Genomic DNA, 15,755 nt, shown 5'->3' with positions numbered 1-15,755 from the left:
CCCGCGCTTCTCTTCAGGAACAGCACGACATGACACTACGCTTGAGCCGCCGCGCGTACGCGGAAATGTTCGGGCCGACGACGGGCGACCGCGTCCGGCTCGCCGATACCGAACTGCTGATCGAGATCGAACGCGACTTCACGACCTACGGCGAGGAAGTGAAATTCGGCGGCGGGAAAGTGATCCGCGACGGGATGGGCCAGTCGCAGCGCGTGGCCGCCGACGTGCCCGACACGATCATCACGAATGCGGTGATCCTCGATCACTGGGGCATCGTGAAGGCCGACATCGCGATCAAGCACGGCCGCATCGCCGCGATCGGCAAGGCCGGCAATCCGGACATTCAACCGGGCGTGACGATCGCGATCGGCGCCGCGACCGAAGTGATCGCCGGCGAAGGGCTGATCGTGACGGCCGGCGGCATCGACACGCACATCCACTTCATCAGCCCGCAGCAAATCGACGAGGCGCTCGCATCGGGCGTCACGACGATGCTCGGCGGCGGCACGGGGCCCGCCACCGGCACCAACGCGACGACCTGCACGCCGGGCCCGTGGCACATGGAGCGGATGCTGCAGGCCGCCGACGGCTGGCCGATCAACCTCGGCTTTCTCGGCAAGGGCAACGCGAGCCTGCCGCAACCGCTCGTCGAACAGATCGCGGCCGGCGCGATCGGGCTGAAGCTGCACGAGGACTGGGGCACGACACCCGCCGCGATCGACAACTGTCTTTCCGTCGCCGACGACACCGACACGCAGGTCGCGATCCACACCGACACGCTCAACGAAGGCGGCTTCGTCGAATCGACGGTCGCCGCGTTCAAGGGCCGCACGATCCACACGTACCACACCGAAGGCGCGGGCGGCGGCCATGCGCCCGACATCCTGAAGGTGTGCGGCGAATCGAACGTGCTGCCGTCGTCGACCAACCCGACGCGCCCGTACACGATCAACACGCTCGACGAGCATCTCGACATGCTGATGGTGTGCCATCACCTCGATCCGTCGATCGCCGAGGATCTCGCGTTCGCCGAATCGCGGATCCGCCGCGAGACGATCGCGGCCGAGGACATCCTGCACGATCTCGGCGCGCTGTCGATGCTGTCGTCCGATTCGCAGGCGATGGGCCGCGTCGGCGAGGTGATCATCCGCACCTGGCAGACCGCGCACAAGATGAAGGTGCAGCGCGGCGCGCTGCCGGAAGACAACGCACGCAACGACAACTTCCGCGCGAAGCGCTACGTCGCGAAGTACACGATCAACCCGGCGCTCACGCACGGCATCGCGCACGAAGTCGGCTCGATCGAGCCCGGCAAGTGGGCCGACCTCGTGCTGTGGGAGCCGGCGTTCTTCGGGATCAAGCCGTCGATGATCCTCAAGGGCGGGATGATCGCGATGGCGCAGATGGGCGACCCGAACGCGTCGATTCCCACGCCGCAGCCGGTCCACTATCGCGAGATGTTCGCCGCCCGCGGCGGGGCGCTCGCGCGCACGTCGCTGACCTTCGTGTCGCAGATGGCCGCCGATGCGGGCATCGCGGAACGCTACGGCCTCGCGAAGCGGATCGTGCCCGTGCGCAACTGCCGCAACGTGACGAAGGCCGACATGATCCACAACGCGTGGCGCCCGACGATCAGCGTCGACCCGGAAACCTACGACGTGATCGCCGACGGCCAGTTGCTCACCTGCGAGCCGGCCACGGTGCTGCCGATGGCGCAGCGTTATTTCCTGTTCTGATATCCGGTTTTTCGTTTCATGCGCACCCTCGACAAACGCATTGCCCCGAACGTGAAACTCGCCGCGTCGCTCGTCGCGCGCGCGCCGACGCTCACGCTCGCCTACGACGCCCGCTGCAAGAGCCGCCTCGCGGCGAGGCTCGACACCGGCGAGGACGTTGCGGTCCTGCTGCCGCGCGGCACGATCCTGCGCGACGGCGACGTGCTCGTCGCCGACGATGGCGCGCTCGTGCGCGTTGCCGCGGCGCCCGAAGCCGTGCTGCGCGTGCGCGCGGCCGATCCGCTCACGCTGATGCGCGCCGCATACCACCTCGGCAACCGTCACACGCCGGTCGAGATCGGCGACGGCTACCTGAAGCTCGAAGCCGACCCGGTGCTCGCGGACATGCTGCGCCGGCTCGGCTCGCAGGTCGAGGAGATCCTTGCGCCGTTCCAGCCGGAAGCCGGCGCGTACGGCGGCGGCCACAAGCACGGGCACGATGCGACGTTCGCCGAGGACTACGCGCTCGCGCAGCAAGTGTTCGGCGAGCATCACGGCCACTCGCATTCGCATTCGCACGACCACGACCACGACCACGACCACGACCACGACCACGACCACGACCATCAGCATGGTCCCGGTTGCGCGCACGGCCACGGCCATGACCACCGCTGAACTCGTCGCGCTGCTGCACCTTGCGTCGCCGGCGCTGCCGATCGGCGCGTTCAGCTATTCGCAGGGGCTCGAAGCGGCGCTCGACGCAAACCTGATCCACGACGCGGATACCGCGCGCGACTGGATCGCGAGCGGCCTGACCGACGTGCTCGCGCACGGCGAGCTGCCGTTCCTCGCGCACCAGCTCGCGCGCTGGCACGCGCACGACTCGCATGCGCTCGCCACGGAGAACGCGTGGTTCGTCGCGAGCCGCGAATCGTCCGAACTGCGCCGCGAGACCGAACAGATGGGCTGGTCGCTCGCGCAGCTCTGCGCGTCGCTCGAATGGGGCGATGCCGCGCGCCGCGTGACGCTCGCCGCGATGACGCCAATCGCGCTGCCCACTGCATTCGCATACGCAGCCGCCGCGCACGACGCAAGCGCCGAAGCGGTGCTCGCCGCGTACGCATTCGGCTGGGTCGAGAACCAGACGTCCGCCGCACTGAAGGCCGTGCCGCTCGGCCAGCTCGCCGGGCAACGCATCATCGTCGCGCTGCGCGGCGCGATCGACGCGGCCGTGCGCCGCGCGCTCGCGACGCCGCCCGACGCCGTCAACACGTTCGCGCCGCAGCTCGGCATCCTGTCCGCGCGGCACGAAACCCAGTATTCGCGGTTGTTCCGCTCCTGAACCACGACGCCCCACGCCATGAACGCACCTGCTCCCTCCCCCGCTCGCCGCACGAAGAAACTGCCGCCGCTGCGCGTCGGCATCGGCGGCCCCGTCGGCTCCGGCAAGACCACGCTGCTCGAAATGCTGTGCAAGGCAATGCGCGACCAGTACGACCTCGTCGCGATCACCAACGACATCTATACGAAGGAAGACCAGCGGCTGCTGACGGTCGCGGGCGCGCTGCCCGAGGAACGCATCATGGGCGTCGAGACGGGCGGCTGCCCGCACACGGCGATCCGCGAGGATGCGTCGATCAATCTCGAGGCCGTCGACCGGATGCTGTCGCGCTTTCCCGATGCCGACATCGTGTTCATCGAATCCGGCGGCGACAATCTCGCGGCGACCTTCAGCCCCGAGCTGTCGGACCTGACGATCTACGTGATCGACGTCGCGGGCGGCGAGAAGATTCCGCGCAAGGGCGGCCCCGGCATCACGAAATCCGACCTGCTCGTGATCAACAAGACGGATCTCGCGCCGCTGGTCGGTGCGAACCTCGACGTGATGGCGTCCGACACGAAGAAGATGCGCGGCGAGCGGCCTTACGTGATGACGAACCTGAAAGCGCTCGAAGGCGTCGCGGACGTCATCGCGTTCATCGAGAAGAAAGGCCTGCTGACGGTCTGAGCAGCGCGGCGGCGCCATACGGTGCCGCCACGCATGCCCCGGCGGCATTGCGCCGCCTTTCCCTACTCGTCGGACGTGTCCTGCGCATCCTGCAGCGCGCGCCCGCCACGCTCGGCGGGCGGCAGCAGTGCCGCGAGCACGTCGACCGTGCGTGCGGTCGCGCCGCGGTGGCGCGACGCGAACGCCGCGCCGGCCGCGCCCATCGCGATGCGCCGCGCCTTGTCGGCGAACAGCGCATCGAGCACGTGCGCGAGATCGAGCGGATCCTCGACCTGCAGCGCCGCGCCGGCCGCGACCGCGTCGGCGGTCGCCTGCGTGAAGTTGAACACGTGCTTCCCGATCAGCACCGGCACGCCGACCGCGCACGCTTCGATCAGGTTCTGGCCGCCGAGCGGCAGCAGGCTGCCGCCGATGAACGCGATGTCGGCCGCCGCGTAATACGCGCCGAGCTCGCCCATCGAATCGCCGAGCAGCACCGTCACGTCGTCCGGCAGCGGCTCGGCAGCCGGCCTGCCGGACGCGAGCGCCACCTTGTCGGCCGCCCACACGGAGCGCCGCACGCACTTGAGCCCGCTGCGCTCGACGAGCGCCTCGACCTCCGCGAAGCGCTGCGGATGACGCGGCACGAGCACCAGCAGCGCGCCGGGCGTGCGCATCGCCGCGAAGGCGTCGAGCACGAGCGCTTCTTCGTTCTCGCGCGTGCTCGCGGCAACCCACACGGGCCGCGCGCCAATCGCGTCGCGCCACGCATGGCCGCGCGCCGCGAGTTCGGGCGGCGTCGCCATGTCGAACTTGAGGTTGCCGAGCACGGTCACGTTGCGCGCGCCGAGCGACGTCAACCGCTCCGCATCGGCCGGGCTCTGCGCGAGCACGCGCGAGAAGCCGCCGAACACGTCGTGCGTCGCCGCGCCGAACTTCGATGCCCGCCGGAAAGAACGCGCGGACATGCGCGCATTGGTCAGCACCAGCGGCACGTCCGCACGGCGGCACTCGTCGATCAGCGTGGGCCACACCTCGGTTTCCATCACGAGGCCGAGCGTCGGCCGCCACGCGCGCAGGAAGCGCCGTACCGCGCCGGGCATGTCGTACGGCAGGTAGCAGCGCAGCACGCGATCGCCGAAAATCTGTTCGCCGGTCGCGCGGCCGCTCGGCGTCATGTGCGTGAGCAGGATGCGCGCATCGGGGCGTGCGTGCATCAGCGCGTCGATCAGCGGCTGCGCCGCGCGCGTCTCGCCGACCGATACCGCATGCACCCAGATCAGCGGCGCGCGGTCGTCGCGCGAGCGGCCCGCCACGTAACCGAAACGTTCGCCGATGTGTTCGCGATAGCCGCGCTCCTTGCGCGAGCGCACGTAAAGGCGGATGACGGCGATCGGTGCGACGAGCCACCACAACGCGCGATAGATCGCCCTCAGCATGTAACAGACCTTGTCTTGCTTCGGAGAAGATGCGCGCTCAAACCAGCGCCCTGCCCTTCAGGCGTTCGAGAATGCCAAGCGGCGCGCATTCGCGGCGGACCATCGCGTCGACCGGCAGGAAGAAGGTCTGTTCGAGCATGAACTGGCCGGACATCACAGCGTGCGAAGTCTGATCCGAGAAACATATCCACACGCTGCCCGGCGGAAACGGCATCGTCTGCTGCGGGCAGGTTTTCTGGTAGTCGAGATCGGCCTTCATGCTGTCGTGCAGGTTCAGCATCAGGTGGTCGTACGCGCTGCGCGGCGACTTCGTCACGTGCAGCAGGTTCAGCAGCCACGCCGCGCCCGGCAACTGCGGCTTGATGTGCGGCAGGAAGCGCTTCGCGACGTCCTCGAACGGCTCGCCGACGCGCCACACGCGCGGCACGCCGGCCGGGTTCACGTTCGTGAACACGCGCAGGATGCGCTCGCCGTAGTTCGGCCGCGACGGGAACGCGTCGACGTGCAGCCGGCTGTCGTCCTTGCGCCACGACGTCTGGCGCGTCTCGACCTGCATCAGCCGCAGGCTCGTCGGCGCGACGCGCAGCTTGCCGCGGTATTCGGGAAAGAGGCCGTCGACGAGCGTGCCGGCCTGCTGCTGGAAGCGCGCGACGAGCGCGCGCACCGCCGACTGCGTGACGCTGTCGCCAAGCACGCCGGCGAGCGCGCCGCCGTTCGGCGCGAGGCTGATGTTCTTGCGTTTCGGGTCGGCGAGCGCCGGATCGAGCAGCGCTTCCTCGCCGCCTTCGATCGCGAAGCGCAGGTGCGGGAAATACAGCACCTTGCCTTCCTCGACGGCGGCCAGCAGCTGCTCGCGCGGCGCCGACAGGTTGTGTCCGCTCCAGTCGGCGGACGGGACTTCGATGATCTGGGATTCGCTCATGTTCGGTTCGCGTGGGTTCGCATGTGACGGGCGTTACAGCAGACCGAAGCCCGCGAGCGCCGACTTCACCTGCGCGATCGACGGGGGTTGCCCCGCCGTGCCGAGATTGACGACGTTCGGCGACCAGTAGCCGCCGGTCCGCCAGGCCGTCGCGAAATTGTACAGTTCGACCGTCGGACGCTTCAGCGCGGCCGCGATGTGAACCAGACCTGTATCAACCCCGACGGTCGCGGCCGCGCCGTCGATCAGCCCGACTACCGCCGGCAGCGACAGCCGCGGCGGCACGATCGCCGCCGCGCCGAACTCCTTCGCGAGCCGCTCGCTGGTCGCGCGCTCCGCGTCGTTGCCCCACGGCAGCACGAGCGACGCACCGCGCCGCACGAGCGCCTGGCCGAGTTCGATCCACGCGGCGTCCGGCCACTGCTTGTCGGCACGCGACGTCGCATGGACGAACACCACGTACGGCACCGGCAAGTTCAGGCCGAGCGCGGCCACCGCGAGCGCCGCCGCGCGCGTATCGAGGCCGAAGTCGACCGGATCGGCCGGCGTTGGCGCCGGGTCGCCCAGCGCGGCGGCGACGAGTTGCCGCGAGCGCTCGACGACATGCGTGCGCGGCGCGATCGGCACGCGCTTGCGATAGATGAAGCGCACCGGCCACTCGTAGCCGGCGCCGTCGGTGCGGTTGCCGAGCCCGACGAGCGGGCCGCGCGCCCAGCTCGCGACCCAGGCCGTCTTGATGAGGCCCTGGCAGTCGATCACGAGGTCGTACTGCTCGGCCGCAAGGCGCTGGCGGAACGTGCGAATCTCGCGCCACGTGGCGCCCGAGAACGGCCTCTTGCGCCAGCGGCGCAGCGAGAACGGCAGCACGTTGCGCACGCCGTCGACGAGCTTGACCAGGTCGACGAAGCTTTCCTCGACGAGCCAGTCGATCTGCGCATCGGGGTGGCGGCGCCGGATATCGGCGATCACCGGCATGTTGTGCACGACGTCGCCCAGCGACGACACGCGTACGATCAGGATCTTTTGCACGCTGAAAAAACGCCGGCAGGCAGCCGGCGACAGACATAAAGGAAGGATTTTATCCCGCCCGAGGAGCCGGACAGACAAAAAGCGGCCGCGCGCCTGGGGCGCGCGCCGCTTTTCGGGACAAGCACGGACGACGAACGGGCCGTCGTCCGGTGGGCGGCCACTGGCCGCCGTCGTTCAGAACGGCAGCTTGACGTCCGGCTTCGCGGCCGTCAGCACGCGGCGGAAGTCCTCCTTGATGCGCTCGAGGCCTTCCTGCGTCTCCGCCTCGAAACGCATCACGACCACCGGCGTCGTGTTCGACGAACGTGCGAGGCCGAAGCCGTCCGGGTATTCGACGCGCAGGCCGTCGATCGTCACGACTTCCTCGGCGCCGTCGAACTTCGCCTCTTTCTGCAGCTTGTCGATCAGGCGGAAGTTCTCGCCTTCGTCGAGCCACAGCTGCAATTCGGGCGTGCTCATCGCGTCCGGCAGGCTGTTGAGCAGCGCGCTCGGATCGGCCGTCTTCGCGAGGATCTCGAGCAGGCGCGCGCCCGTGTAGAGGCCGTCGTCGAAGCCGTACCAGCGATCCTTGAAGAACACGTGGCCGCTCATCTCGCCGGCGAGCGGCGCACCCGTCTCGCGCAGCTTCGCCTTCACGAGCGAGTGGCCCGTCTTCCACATCAGCGGCTCGCCGCCCTTCGACTTCACCCATTGCGCGAGGTGGCGCGTGCACTTCACGTCATAGATGATCTGCGCGCCCGGGTTGCGCGACAGCACTTCTTCCGCGAACAGCATCAGCTGGCGGTCCGGATAGATGATCTGGCCGTCCTTCGTGACGACGCCGAGGCGGTCGCCGTCGCCGTCGAACGCGAAGCCGATCTCGGCGTCGGTGTCCTTCAGCGCCTGGATCACGTCCTGCAGGTTTTCCGGGTGCGCGGGATCGGGGTGGTGGTTCGGGAACGTGCCGTCGATATCGGTGAAGCGCTCGACGAGCTCGCAGCCGAGCGCCTTGAACAGGCGCGTCGCGAGCGGGCCGGCCACGCCGTTGCCGGCGTCGACGACGAGCTTCATCGGGCGGGCCGGCTTGATGTCGCCGACGATGCGCGCGATGTATTGATCGGCCACGTCGAACTGTTCGTACGAGCCGTTGCCCGTCTCGAAACGCTCGTCGACGATGCGTTGGTACAGCGCCTGGATCTGCTCGCCGTAGATCGCGGCGCCGCGCAGCACCATCTTGAAGCCGTTGTAGTCGGGCGGGTTGTGGCTGCCCGTGACGACGATGCACGAATCGACGCGGCGCTCGCCGCCCTTCAGCGCGAGCGGGACGTTCGCCGCGAAATAACCGACCGGCGTGGGCACCATGCCGACGTCGACGACATCGACGCCCGCCGCACGCAAGCCGTCGGCCAGCGCGCCGACGAGGTCCGGCCCGGACAGGCGGCCGTCGCGCGCGACGACGACCGCGTCGCCGCCCTGCGCGCGCACTTCGCTGCCGAATGCCCGGCCGATCGCGCGCGCGGTGTCGGTGTCGAGCGTCTTGCCGACCACGCCACGAATGTCATATGCCTTGAAGATGGATTGGGAGATCATCGATTCTCTTCTCTCGGTTGCGTGCATGGAAAATTGTCTGGCTTGCCTGGCCGCCGCTCGCCGGTGCCGCGCATGATACATGCTGGCCCGCCACGGACGAAGCCGCTGGCCCGGAACGGCGGAAGCGCCCCCGATCCCACTTATAATCGCGGGTTTTGATGACGCGCATGCCGCCCATTTTAATGCCTAGCCGTCCCGTCGCCGCCAACCTGCAGCCCCCGGGCGCCCTGCCGGCCGCCTTGCGCACACGCCGCTGCCGCGCATGCTGAAGCGCTTCGGCAACCCGGATGTCGCGAAGGCCGTCGCGAATCTCGTCTGGCTGGGGCTCGAGCGGCTCACGCAGATCGGTGTCGCGATCGCGATCAGCGGCCTGCTGGCCCGTTATTTCGGGCCAGATGTGTTCGGCAAATGGCAGTATGCGAATACGCTCCTCCTGGTACTGGCGCCGCTCACCTGGGTGTGCGGCGCGGAAATCCTCGTCCCGACCATCGTCCAGCGCCCGCCCGCCCAGCTCGGCGCGGTGCTCGGCAGCGCATTCGCGCTGCGCATCGCCGTCTCCGCCGCCGCGCTCGTCGCGACCTGGATCGCGATCGCCGCGGGCGCCTTCGATCCGCTGGTCGGCGCGATGCTCGCGGGCCTGGCGGTCACGATGGTGTTCCGCGAGCCTTTCGTCGGCGTCATCAACGCGTGGCTGCAGAGCATGACCTACAGCAAGCCGCAGCTCGTCACCAGCATGGTCACCGCGCTGGCGAAGGCGCTGCTCGTCTGGCTGCTGGTCCGCGCGGCCGCGGGCCCCGCCCGCTTCGCGTGGCTGTGGGCGCTCGAGGCCGCCGCAATCGGCTTCGCGCTGCTGCTGTACTACCGGCATCGTAACGGCGGCGCGCTCGGCTGGACGTTCGACAAACCGCTGTTCAGGCACTTTGCGACGGCCGGCACCGTGTTCTGGCTCGGCCTCATCTGCATGTACCTGTTCCTGAAGCTCGACCGCCTGATGCTCGAGCGTCACGTATCGTTCGCCGATCTCGGCCGCTACTCGGCCGCGCAGCAGCTCAACGAGAACTGGATCACGCTCGCGCTGATGCTTGCGCAGACGATCGCGCCCGCCTTCGTCTACCGCGTGCAGGACGTCGCGCGGCTGCGCCGCAACATCGTCCGGCTGATCGCGATGACGGCCTGCCTGATGACGGCCGGCGCGCTCGTGCTCGACGCCGCCGCCCCGCTGATCGTCGGCAAGGTGTTCGGCCACGGCTACGAGGCGTCGGTCGACATCTTCCGCTGGGCGGTCTGGCTGTCGGTGCCCGCCGGCATCGAGGCGATAGGCAATCTTATCGTTCTCAAATATCAAGCAAAATTCGTGTTGCTGTCGAAATGGCTGCTCGCGCTCGCGATCGCCGCGCTCGTCAACCTGTTCGCGATCCCGCGGCTCGGCCTGTACGGCGCGCTCGTCGGGCTGGCGGCCGGCTATCTGGCCGCCGCCGCCGTCAATTTTTATTACATCCGTTTCAAGCTGCGCCCATGACGTCCCCTGATTGCCCGACCCCGCTCGACGACGTGGCCGTGCTGATGCCGGCCTACAACGGGCACGACGACGTCGTTCGGACCCTCGCATCGTTTCGCGAAGACACGCCCGTGCATGTGCTGATCGTCGATGACGGCAGCACGCCGCCGATCGTCGCGCCCGACCTGCCCGGCCTCACGATCGACGTGCTGCGCATGCCGGTGAACGGCGGCATCGAGCGTGCGCTCGCGGCCGGCATCGACGCGCTCGCCGCGCGCGGTTTCCGCTATGCGGCGCGCATCGACGCGGGCGATCTCGCCGCGCCGCAGCGCCTCGCGAAGGAACGCGCGTATCTCGCCGCCCACCCGCGCGTGGCCTGTGTCGGCATGTGGACGCAAGTCGTGTCCCGAGCCGGCGAGCCCCGCTTCATGCTGACGCCGCCCGCCGATCCAGGCACGCTGCGCCGCACGCGCTTCCTGCGCTCGCCGCTCGTGCATCCTTCTGTGATGTTGCGCATCGACGCCGTGCGCGAAGTGGGCAACTATCGTGCAAAGTACCGTGCGGCCGAGGATCTCGATCTTTTTTTGCGGTTAATGCAACGCTACGATTGCGCGAACCTGCCGGAACTGGGCCTCTATTACGAGTTGAACGAGGGCGGGATCAGTGCGACCAAGCGCCGGCGCCAGCTGGTGTCCACGCTCACGCTGCTGCTGAGCCACTTCAACGTGCTGAACCCGTACGACTGGGCCGGCCTCGCCAAGAACCTGCTGCATTTCGTGACGCCGTACCGCACGCTGCAGCGGATCAAGCAGACGCTGTTCGCCGCGCGGCCGTCCGCGTGACGCCCGTTCGGCGTATCCGGCATTTACGACGCTTTATTTATTCTTTTTTTCATGTCCGCCACCTCCCCGCTGCGCATCGCGCTCGTCTGCAACACGGCCTGGGCGATCTACACGTATCGCCACGGGCTGATCCGTGCGCTCGTCGCGCGCGGCGCCGAGGTCATCGTCATTGCGCCGCACGACCGCACCGTGCCCTTGCTCGAGCAGATGGGCTGCCGCTACGTGGCGCTCGCGGTCGCGTCGAAAGGCACGAGCCCGCGCGAGGATCTCGGCACGCTCGCCGCGCTGGTGCGTCACTACCGCGCGCTGAAGCCCGATCTCGTGTTCCATTACACGATCAAGCCGAACATCTACGGCTCGGTCGCCGCGTGGCTCGCGCGCGTGCCGTCGATCGCGGTGACGACCGGGCTCGGCTACGTCTTCATCCAGAAGAGCCGCGCGGCAAGCGTCGCGAAGCGCCTGTACCGGTTCGCGTTCCGCTTCCCGCGTGAAGTGTGGTTCCTGAACCGCGACGATCTCGCGACCTTCACCGACGAGCAGTTGCTCGCACACCCCGAACGCGCGCGGCTGCTGCACGGCGAAGGCGTCGATCTCGAACAGTTCGCGCCCGTGCCGCTGCCCGCTGGCGACGCGCCCGTCTTCATCCTGATCGGCCGGCTGCTGTGGGACAAGGGCGTGCGCGAATACGTGGAGGCCGCGCGCATCGTGCGCGCACGCTTCCCGAACGCGCGCTTCCAGCTGCTCGGGCCGCTCGGCGTCGATAATCCGAGCGCGATCGGCCAAGCGGACGTCGATGCGTGGATCGGCGAAGGCGTGATCGAATATCTCGGCGAGGCGCATGACGTGCGCCCGCATATCGCGGCGGCCGACTGCGTCGTGCTGCCGTCGTACCGCGAAGGCGTGCCGCGCACGCTGATGGAAGCGTCGGCAATGGGCCGCCCGATCGTTGCGACCGACGTGCCGGGCTGCCGCGACGTCGTCGCCGACGGCGAAACGGGCTTCCTATGCCGCGTGCGCGACAGCGCGAGCCTCGCGGAGCAACTGCTTCGCATGATCGAACTCGGAACGGCCGGCCGCGACGCGATGGGCGCGCGCGGCCGGCAGAAGGTCACGGCGGAATTCGACGAACAGCAAGTCGTCGAACGCTACCGGCGTACCATCCACTCGTTAACCGGCATCCCCCTCTGAAGGAGCGCATCCGCAATGACCACTAAAGGCACCATCCTCGTTACCGGTGGCGCGGGCTACATCGGCTCGCACACGGCCGTCGAGCTGCTCGACAACGGCTACGATGTCGTGATCGTCGACAACCTCGTCAACAGCAAGGCCGAATCCGTGCGCCGCATCGAGCGGATCACGGGCAAGACGCCCGCGTTCCATCAGGTCGACGTGTGCGACGAAGCGGCGCTCGGCAAGGTATTCGACGCACACCCGATCACCGGCACGATCCATTTCGCGGCGCTCAAGGCCGTCGGCGAATCGGTCGCGAAGCCGCTCGAGTACTACCAGAACAACCTCGGCGGCCTGCTCGCCGTGCTCAAGGTGATGCGCGAGCGCAACGTCAGGCAGTTCGTGTTCAGCTCGTCCGCGACCGTGTACGGCGTGCCCGAGCGCTCGCCGATCGACGAATCGTTCCCGCTGTCCGCGACGAACCCGTACGGCCAGTCGAAGCTGATCGCCGAGCAGATCCTGCGCGATCTCGAGGTTTCCGACCCGTCGTGGCGGATCGCGACGCTGCGCTACTTCAACCCGGTCGGCGCACACGCGAGCGGGCTGATCGGCGAGGATCCGGCCGGCATCCCGAACAACCTGATGCCATACGTCGCGCAGGTCGCGGTCGGCAAGCTGGAAAAGCTGCGCGTGTTCGGCTCCGACTACCCGACGCCGGACGGCACGGGCGTGCGCGATTACATCCACGTCGTCGATCTCGCAAAGGGCCACATCGCCGCGCTCGACGCGCTCGCGAAACGCGACGCGAGCTTCGTCGTGAACCTCGGCACCGGCCAGGGCTACAGCGTGCTGGAGGTCGTGCGGGCGTTTGAAAAGGCGTCGGGCCGCCCGGTGCCGTACGAGCTCGTCGCGCGCCGCCCGGGCGACATCGCCGAGTGCTACGCGAACCCGCAGGCCGCGGCCGACATCATCGGCTGGCGCGCCGCGCTCGGCATCGAAGAAATGTGTGCCGATCACTGGCGATGGCAGGAGGGGAACCCGCGCGGTTTTGTATAATCCGCTGTCCATTTTTCGAGCGGTCCCATGCTCAGCTTCGCGTCCGGCTTCGTCGTCTCCCTGCTCGTCACGCTGTTCATCGTGCGCTATGCGCACCTTCACGAGAAATTCTCGATCGACAGCGATCTGGCCGGCGTGCAGAAATTCCACGTGCGGCCCGTGCCGCGGGTCGGGGGCATCGGGATCCTCGCGGGCGTCGTCATTGCCGCGCTGATCCTGTCCCGGCGCTATCCGACGATCGCCGGCAGCATTCTCGGCATCGTGGCCTGCGGAATGCCGGCCTTCCTGTCCGGCCTTGTCGAGGATCTGACCAAGCGCGTGTCGCCGCGCGCGCGGCTGCTGTGCACGATGGGCGCGGCCGCGCTGGCCTTCTGGCTGCTCGGTATCGCGGTCAAGCGCATCAGTGTGCCGCCGCTCGATTTCCTGCTCGGCTACGCGGCCATCTCGGCGTTCATCACGGTGCTCGCGGTTGCGGCCTTGGCGAATGCGATCAACATCATCGACGGGTTCAACGGGCTCGCGTCGATGGTCAGCTTCATGATGTTCGCGTCGCTGGCGTACGTGGCATTCCAGGTCGGCGACCCGGTCGTCATGTCCGCGTCGATCATCATGATGGGCGCCGTGCTCGGCTTCTTCCTGTGGAACTTCCCGGCCGGGCTGATCTTCCTCGGCGACGGCGGCGCGTATTTCATCGGCTTCATGCTGGCCGAACTCGCGATCATGCTCGTGATGCGCAACCGCGAGGTGTCCGCGTGGTACCCGGTGCTGCTGTTCATGTATCCGATCTTCGAGACCTGCTTCTCGATCTATCGGAAGAAGTTCATCCGCGGGATGTCACCCGGCATTCCGGACGGCGTGCATCTGCACATGCTCGTGTACAAGCGGCTGATGCGCTGGGCCGTCGGCACGAAGCACGCGCATGACCTGACGCGCCGCAATTCGCTGACGTCGCCGTACCTGTGGCTGCTGTGCCTCGTCGCGGTGATTCCCGCGACGCTGTTCTGGCGGCACACGGTGCATCTGTTCGTGTTCGTCGTGCTGTTCGCGTTCACCTACGTCTGGCTGTATCTCAGCATCGTGCGGTTCAGGGCGCCGAGGTGGATGGTGGTGAGGAAAGCGCGCAATTCGTCGACGCGCTAACGAGGTACCGCAGGCCTCGGGCCGCCCCCTCGATCCGAGGGCCTGCGGCACACTCCTGTATAATCCGCAACGGAATGCAAACCGCCCCCTCTCAGCACCCGCTGTAACTCGCTACGTCGCCGGTTCGCTCAGTGCTACTACACAGCGTGCGCTTCATTGAGCCGCTGCGGGAGCAGGGTCGCTCTCTGCCAATAGCGCCAGGCTACCCCACTACGCTGCAGGCGACATAGCCGGAGAAATAAGTCCGTGACTGATCTGTCTTACATTGTTCCAGCCCATAACGTTGAGCCCTTTATAGAAGATTGCCTGACCAGCCTGATTCGCGACGTTGGAATCAGCTTCGAGTTGATCGTGATCGACGATCGATCGACCGACCGGACGATGGAAATGGTGAGCGAAATATGCGCGCGCCACCCCAATCTCCAGCTCATTGTCGACTCCACCCAGAATTACGACGAGTATCGGGCAGGCGGGCTCAGCGCCGCTCGTAATACCGGCATCCGGCGTGCACGTGGCCGCTATATCAGCCTGATCGACAGCGACGACTGGATCGATGCACGCGCCTTTGCGAACGCCGTGCGCCTGCTCGATCGCCACGGCGGCGATTTCGCGTGGCTGCGATCGCTGGTGTACAACCAGCGATCGGGCGAGTTCAAGCCGTTCAACGACAAGGCCGTGTTCGACTCCGTGCTGAACGGCAACGCCTTTGCGCTGACGAATATCGAAGAGTGTCCGCAACTCGCTCATTTCGAAGCGTCGTCGTGCAATCGTGTCTATCGCGCCGACTTCCTGCGCGACCGGGTCGGGGCATTTCCGATGGGGCTGATTTACGAGGACGTGCCGAAGCACTTCCGCGCCATCGCAATTGCATCGAAGATCCTGCTGACCTCGGCGCCCGCCTATTTCTATCGCATCAACCGCCCCGGGCAGATCACCAGTCGCAACGACGAGAAACGTCTCGACTTTGTCCGGATCGTGCAGGCCGTCGCGGCAGACTCCGACGTTACAAGCCTCCCGGGCACATCGGGCGCGCAGATCGTGTCGCACCTGGTCGATTTCGCGTTCTGGTGCATCACCAGCGTCGCGCATCCGGTGCGAGAGCGTTTCGTCGGCGAATTATCCGATGCATTCAAGCTTTTCCCGGATGCATGGCTGAACGAAGTGCTTGGCACGAACGCCCGTAACGACGACCGATCGTACAAGCTCTGGTTGATTCTCAACAAGAAAGCACGAGAACTCTCTCTATATGTCTCGAAGAAAACCGATGTTCGAACGTCGTTCCGGTTTTATCTCGACACCGGAAGAAGAGAGCATGCCCAGCTGGCGATGCGCCGACGTGCCAAGACTGTCGTAGCGGGCCTAATGCGCCGCTTCAAGTAGTAGAGGAA

At 67.3% G+C, this 15,755-nt stretch carries 14 protein-coding genes; 10 read left to right on the top strand and 4 right to left on the bottom strand.

Annotation, left to right across the window (positions count from 1 at the left end; all coding sequences use genetic code 11):
* Positions 1–29: 29 nt before the first annotated feature.
* The 4 genes from ureC to ureG are packed head-to-tail and all read left to right on the top strand — an operon-like array spanning position 30 to position 3,723.
* A complete protein-coding gene (ureC, locus tag HWX36_RS07510; protein ID WP_175951545.1) occupies positions 30–1,736 on the top strand; it encodes an urease subunit alpha in 1,707 nt (568 codons plus the stop codon).
* A gap of 18 nt (positions 1,737–1,754) precedes the next feature.
* The gene (gene ureE / locus HWX36_RS07505; protein ID WP_175951544.1) at positions 1,755–2,390 is read left to right on the top strand and encodes an urease accessory protein UreE; all 636 of its coding nucleotides are present in this window, start codon (positions 1,755–1,757) and stop codon (positions 2,388–2,390) included.
* On the top strand, positions 2,377–3,057 hold the full coding sequence (locus HWX36_RS07500) for an urease accessory UreF family protein (RefSeq protein WP_175951543.1): 681 nt from the start codon (positions 2,377–2,379) through the stop codon (positions 3,055–3,057). The genes ureE and HWX36_RS07500 overlap by 14 nt, the downstream gene beginning before the upstream one ends.
* Before the next feature lie 18 nt (positions 3,058–3,075).
* Positions 3,076–3,723, top strand: a complete 648-nt coding sequence (ureG, locus tag HWX36_RS07495; RefSeq protein WP_174986866.1) for an urease accessory protein UreG — start codon at positions 3,076–3,078, stop codon at positions 3,721–3,723.
* A gap of 62 nt (positions 3,724–3,785) precedes the next feature.
* Here the strand turns inward: ureG and waaA are convergent, their stop codons facing one another.
* The 4 genes from waaA to HWX36_RS07475 form a co-directional block, all read right to left on the bottom strand.
* Positions 3,786–5,141, bottom strand: coding sequence for a lipid IV(A) 3-deoxy-D-manno-octulosonic acid transferase (waaA, locus tag HWX36_RS07490; protein WP_175951542.1), 1,356 nt, complete (start codon positions 5,139–5,141; stop codon positions 3,786–3,788).
* Positions 5,142–5,178: 37 nt separating this feature from the next.
* Positions 5,179–6,063, bottom strand: a complete 885-nt coding sequence (locus tag HWX36_RS07485) for a Kdo hydroxylase family protein (protein ID WP_089483544.1) — start codon at positions 6,061–6,063, stop codon at positions 5,179–5,181.
* 33 nt (positions 6,064–6,096) lie between these two features.
* A complete protein-coding gene (gene waaC / locus HWX36_RS07480) occupies positions 6,097–7,092 on the bottom strand; it encodes a lipopolysaccharide heptosyltransferase I (protein ID WP_175951541.1) in 996 nt (331 codons plus the stop codon).
* 174 nt (positions 7,093–7,266) lie between these two features.
* Entirely contained in the window at positions 7,267–8,661 is a 1,395-nt protein-coding gene (locus HWX36_RS07475; protein ID WP_175951540.1) for a phosphomannomutase/phosphoglucomutase, read from the bottom strand.
* A 262-nt stretch (positions 8,662–8,923) separates the two neighbouring features.
* Between HWX36_RS07475 and HWX36_RS07470 the strand changes: the two genes are divergently transcribed.
* From HWX36_RS07470 to HWX36_RS07445, 6 genes are all read left to right on the top strand, one after another.
* Positions 8,924–10,180, top strand: coding sequence for an oligosaccharide flippase family protein (locus tag HWX36_RS07470; RefSeq protein WP_175951539.1), 1,257 nt, complete (start codon positions 8,924–8,926; stop codon positions 10,178–10,180).
* Positions 10,177–11,001 carry a glycosyltransferase gene (locus HWX36_RS07465; protein ID WP_175951538.1) on the top strand — a complete coding sequence of 275 codons (825 nt, stop codon included), beginning with the start codon at positions 10,177–10,179 and terminating at the stop codon, positions 10,999–11,001. Before HWX36_RS07470 ends, HWX36_RS07465 begins: the two co-directional genes overlap by 4 nt.
* Positions 11,002–11,052: 51 nt before the next feature.
* Positions 11,053–12,189 carry a glycosyltransferase family 4 protein gene (locus HWX36_RS07460; RefSeq protein WP_175951537.1) on the top strand — a complete coding sequence of 379 codons (1,137 nt, stop codon included), beginning with the start codon at positions 11,053–11,055 and terminating at the stop codon, positions 12,187–12,189.
* 15 nt (positions 12,190–12,204) lie between these two features.
* Positions 12,205–13,227: a UDP-glucose 4-epimerase GalE gene (gene galE, locus HWX36_RS07455; RefSeq protein ID WP_175951536.1), complete on the top strand. Its 1,023-nt coding sequence runs from the start codon at positions 12,205–12,207 to the stop codon at positions 13,225–13,227.
* 27 nt (positions 13,228–13,254) lie between these two features.
* Complete coding sequence (locus HWX36_RS07450) at positions 13,255–14,367, top strand: glycosyltransferase (protein WP_175951535.1); 1,113 nt, start codon at positions 13,255–13,257, stop codon at positions 14,365–14,367.
* Positions 14,368–14,613: 246 nt separating this feature from the next.
* Positions 14,614–15,747 (top strand): glycosyltransferase family 2 protein, encoded by a 1,134-nt coding sequence (locus HWX36_RS07445; protein WP_175951534.1) that lies wholly within the window; start codon positions 14,614–14,616, stop codon positions 15,745–15,747.
* The last annotated feature ends 8 nt before the right edge of the window (positions 15,748–15,755 follow it).

Origin of the sequence: Burkholderia sp. BCC0405 (assembly GCF_902833075.1) — a bacterium.
In the GTDB taxonomy this organism is placed as follows: Bacteria; Pseudomonadota; Gammaproteobacteria; order Burkholderiales; family Burkholderiaceae; genus Burkholderia.
The sequence above is the reverse complement of the archived record's forward strand: the minus strand, read 5'-3'. Positions and strand labels throughout refer to the sequence as shown.

What these genes read in the sequence shown, in the direction of transcription:
- galE (WP_175951536.1), top strand. Translation starts at nt 12,205, where the DNA reads ATGACCACTAAAGGCACCATCCTCGTTACCGGTGGCGCGGGCTACATC.
- HWX36_RS07500 (WP_175951543.1), top strand. Translation starts at nt 2,377, where the DNA reads ATGACCACCGCTGAACTCGTCGCGCTGCTGCACCTTGCGTCGCCGGCG.
- HWX36_RS07485 (WP_089483544.1), bottom strand. Translation starts at nt 6,063, where the DNA reads ATGAGCGAATCCCAGATCATCGAAGTCCCGTCCGCCGACTGGAGCGGA.
- ureE (WP_175951544.1), top strand. Translation starts at nt 1,755, where the DNA reads ATGCGCACCCTCGACAAACGCATTGCCCCGAACGTGAAACTCGCCGCG.
- HWX36_RS07460 (WP_175951537.1), top strand. Translation starts at nt 11,053, where the DNA reads ATGTCCGCCACCTCCCCGCTGCGCATCGCGCTCGTCTGCAACACGGCC.
- ureG (WP_174986866.1), top strand. Translation starts at nt 3,076, where the DNA reads ATGAACGCACCTGCTCCCTCCCCCGCTCGCCGCACGAAGAAACTGCCG.
- waaA (WP_175951542.1), bottom strand. Translation starts at nt 5,141, where the DNA reads ATGCTGAGGGCGATCTATCGCGCGTTGTGGTGGCTCGTCGCACCGATC.
- HWX36_RS07465 (WP_175951538.1), top strand. Translation starts at nt 10,177, where the DNA reads ATGACGTCCCCTGATTGCCCGACCCCGCTCGACGACGTGGCCGTGCTG.
- HWX36_RS07450 (WP_175951535.1), top strand. Translation starts at nt 13,255, where the DNA reads ATGCTCAGCTTCGCGTCCGGCTTCGTCGTCTCCCTGCTCGTCACGCTG.
- HWX36_RS07470 (WP_175951539.1), top strand. Translation starts at nt 8,924, where the DNA reads ATGCTGAAGCGCTTCGGCAACCCGGATGTCGCGAAGGCCGTCGCGAAT.
- HWX36_RS07475 (WP_175951540.1), bottom strand. Translation starts at nt 8,661, where the DNA reads ATGATCTCCCAATCCATCTTCAAGGCATATGACATTCGTGGCGTGGTC.
- ureC (WP_175951545.1), top strand. Translation starts at nt 30, where the DNA reads ATGACACTACGCTTGAGCCGCCGCGCGTACGCGGAAATGTTCGGGCCG.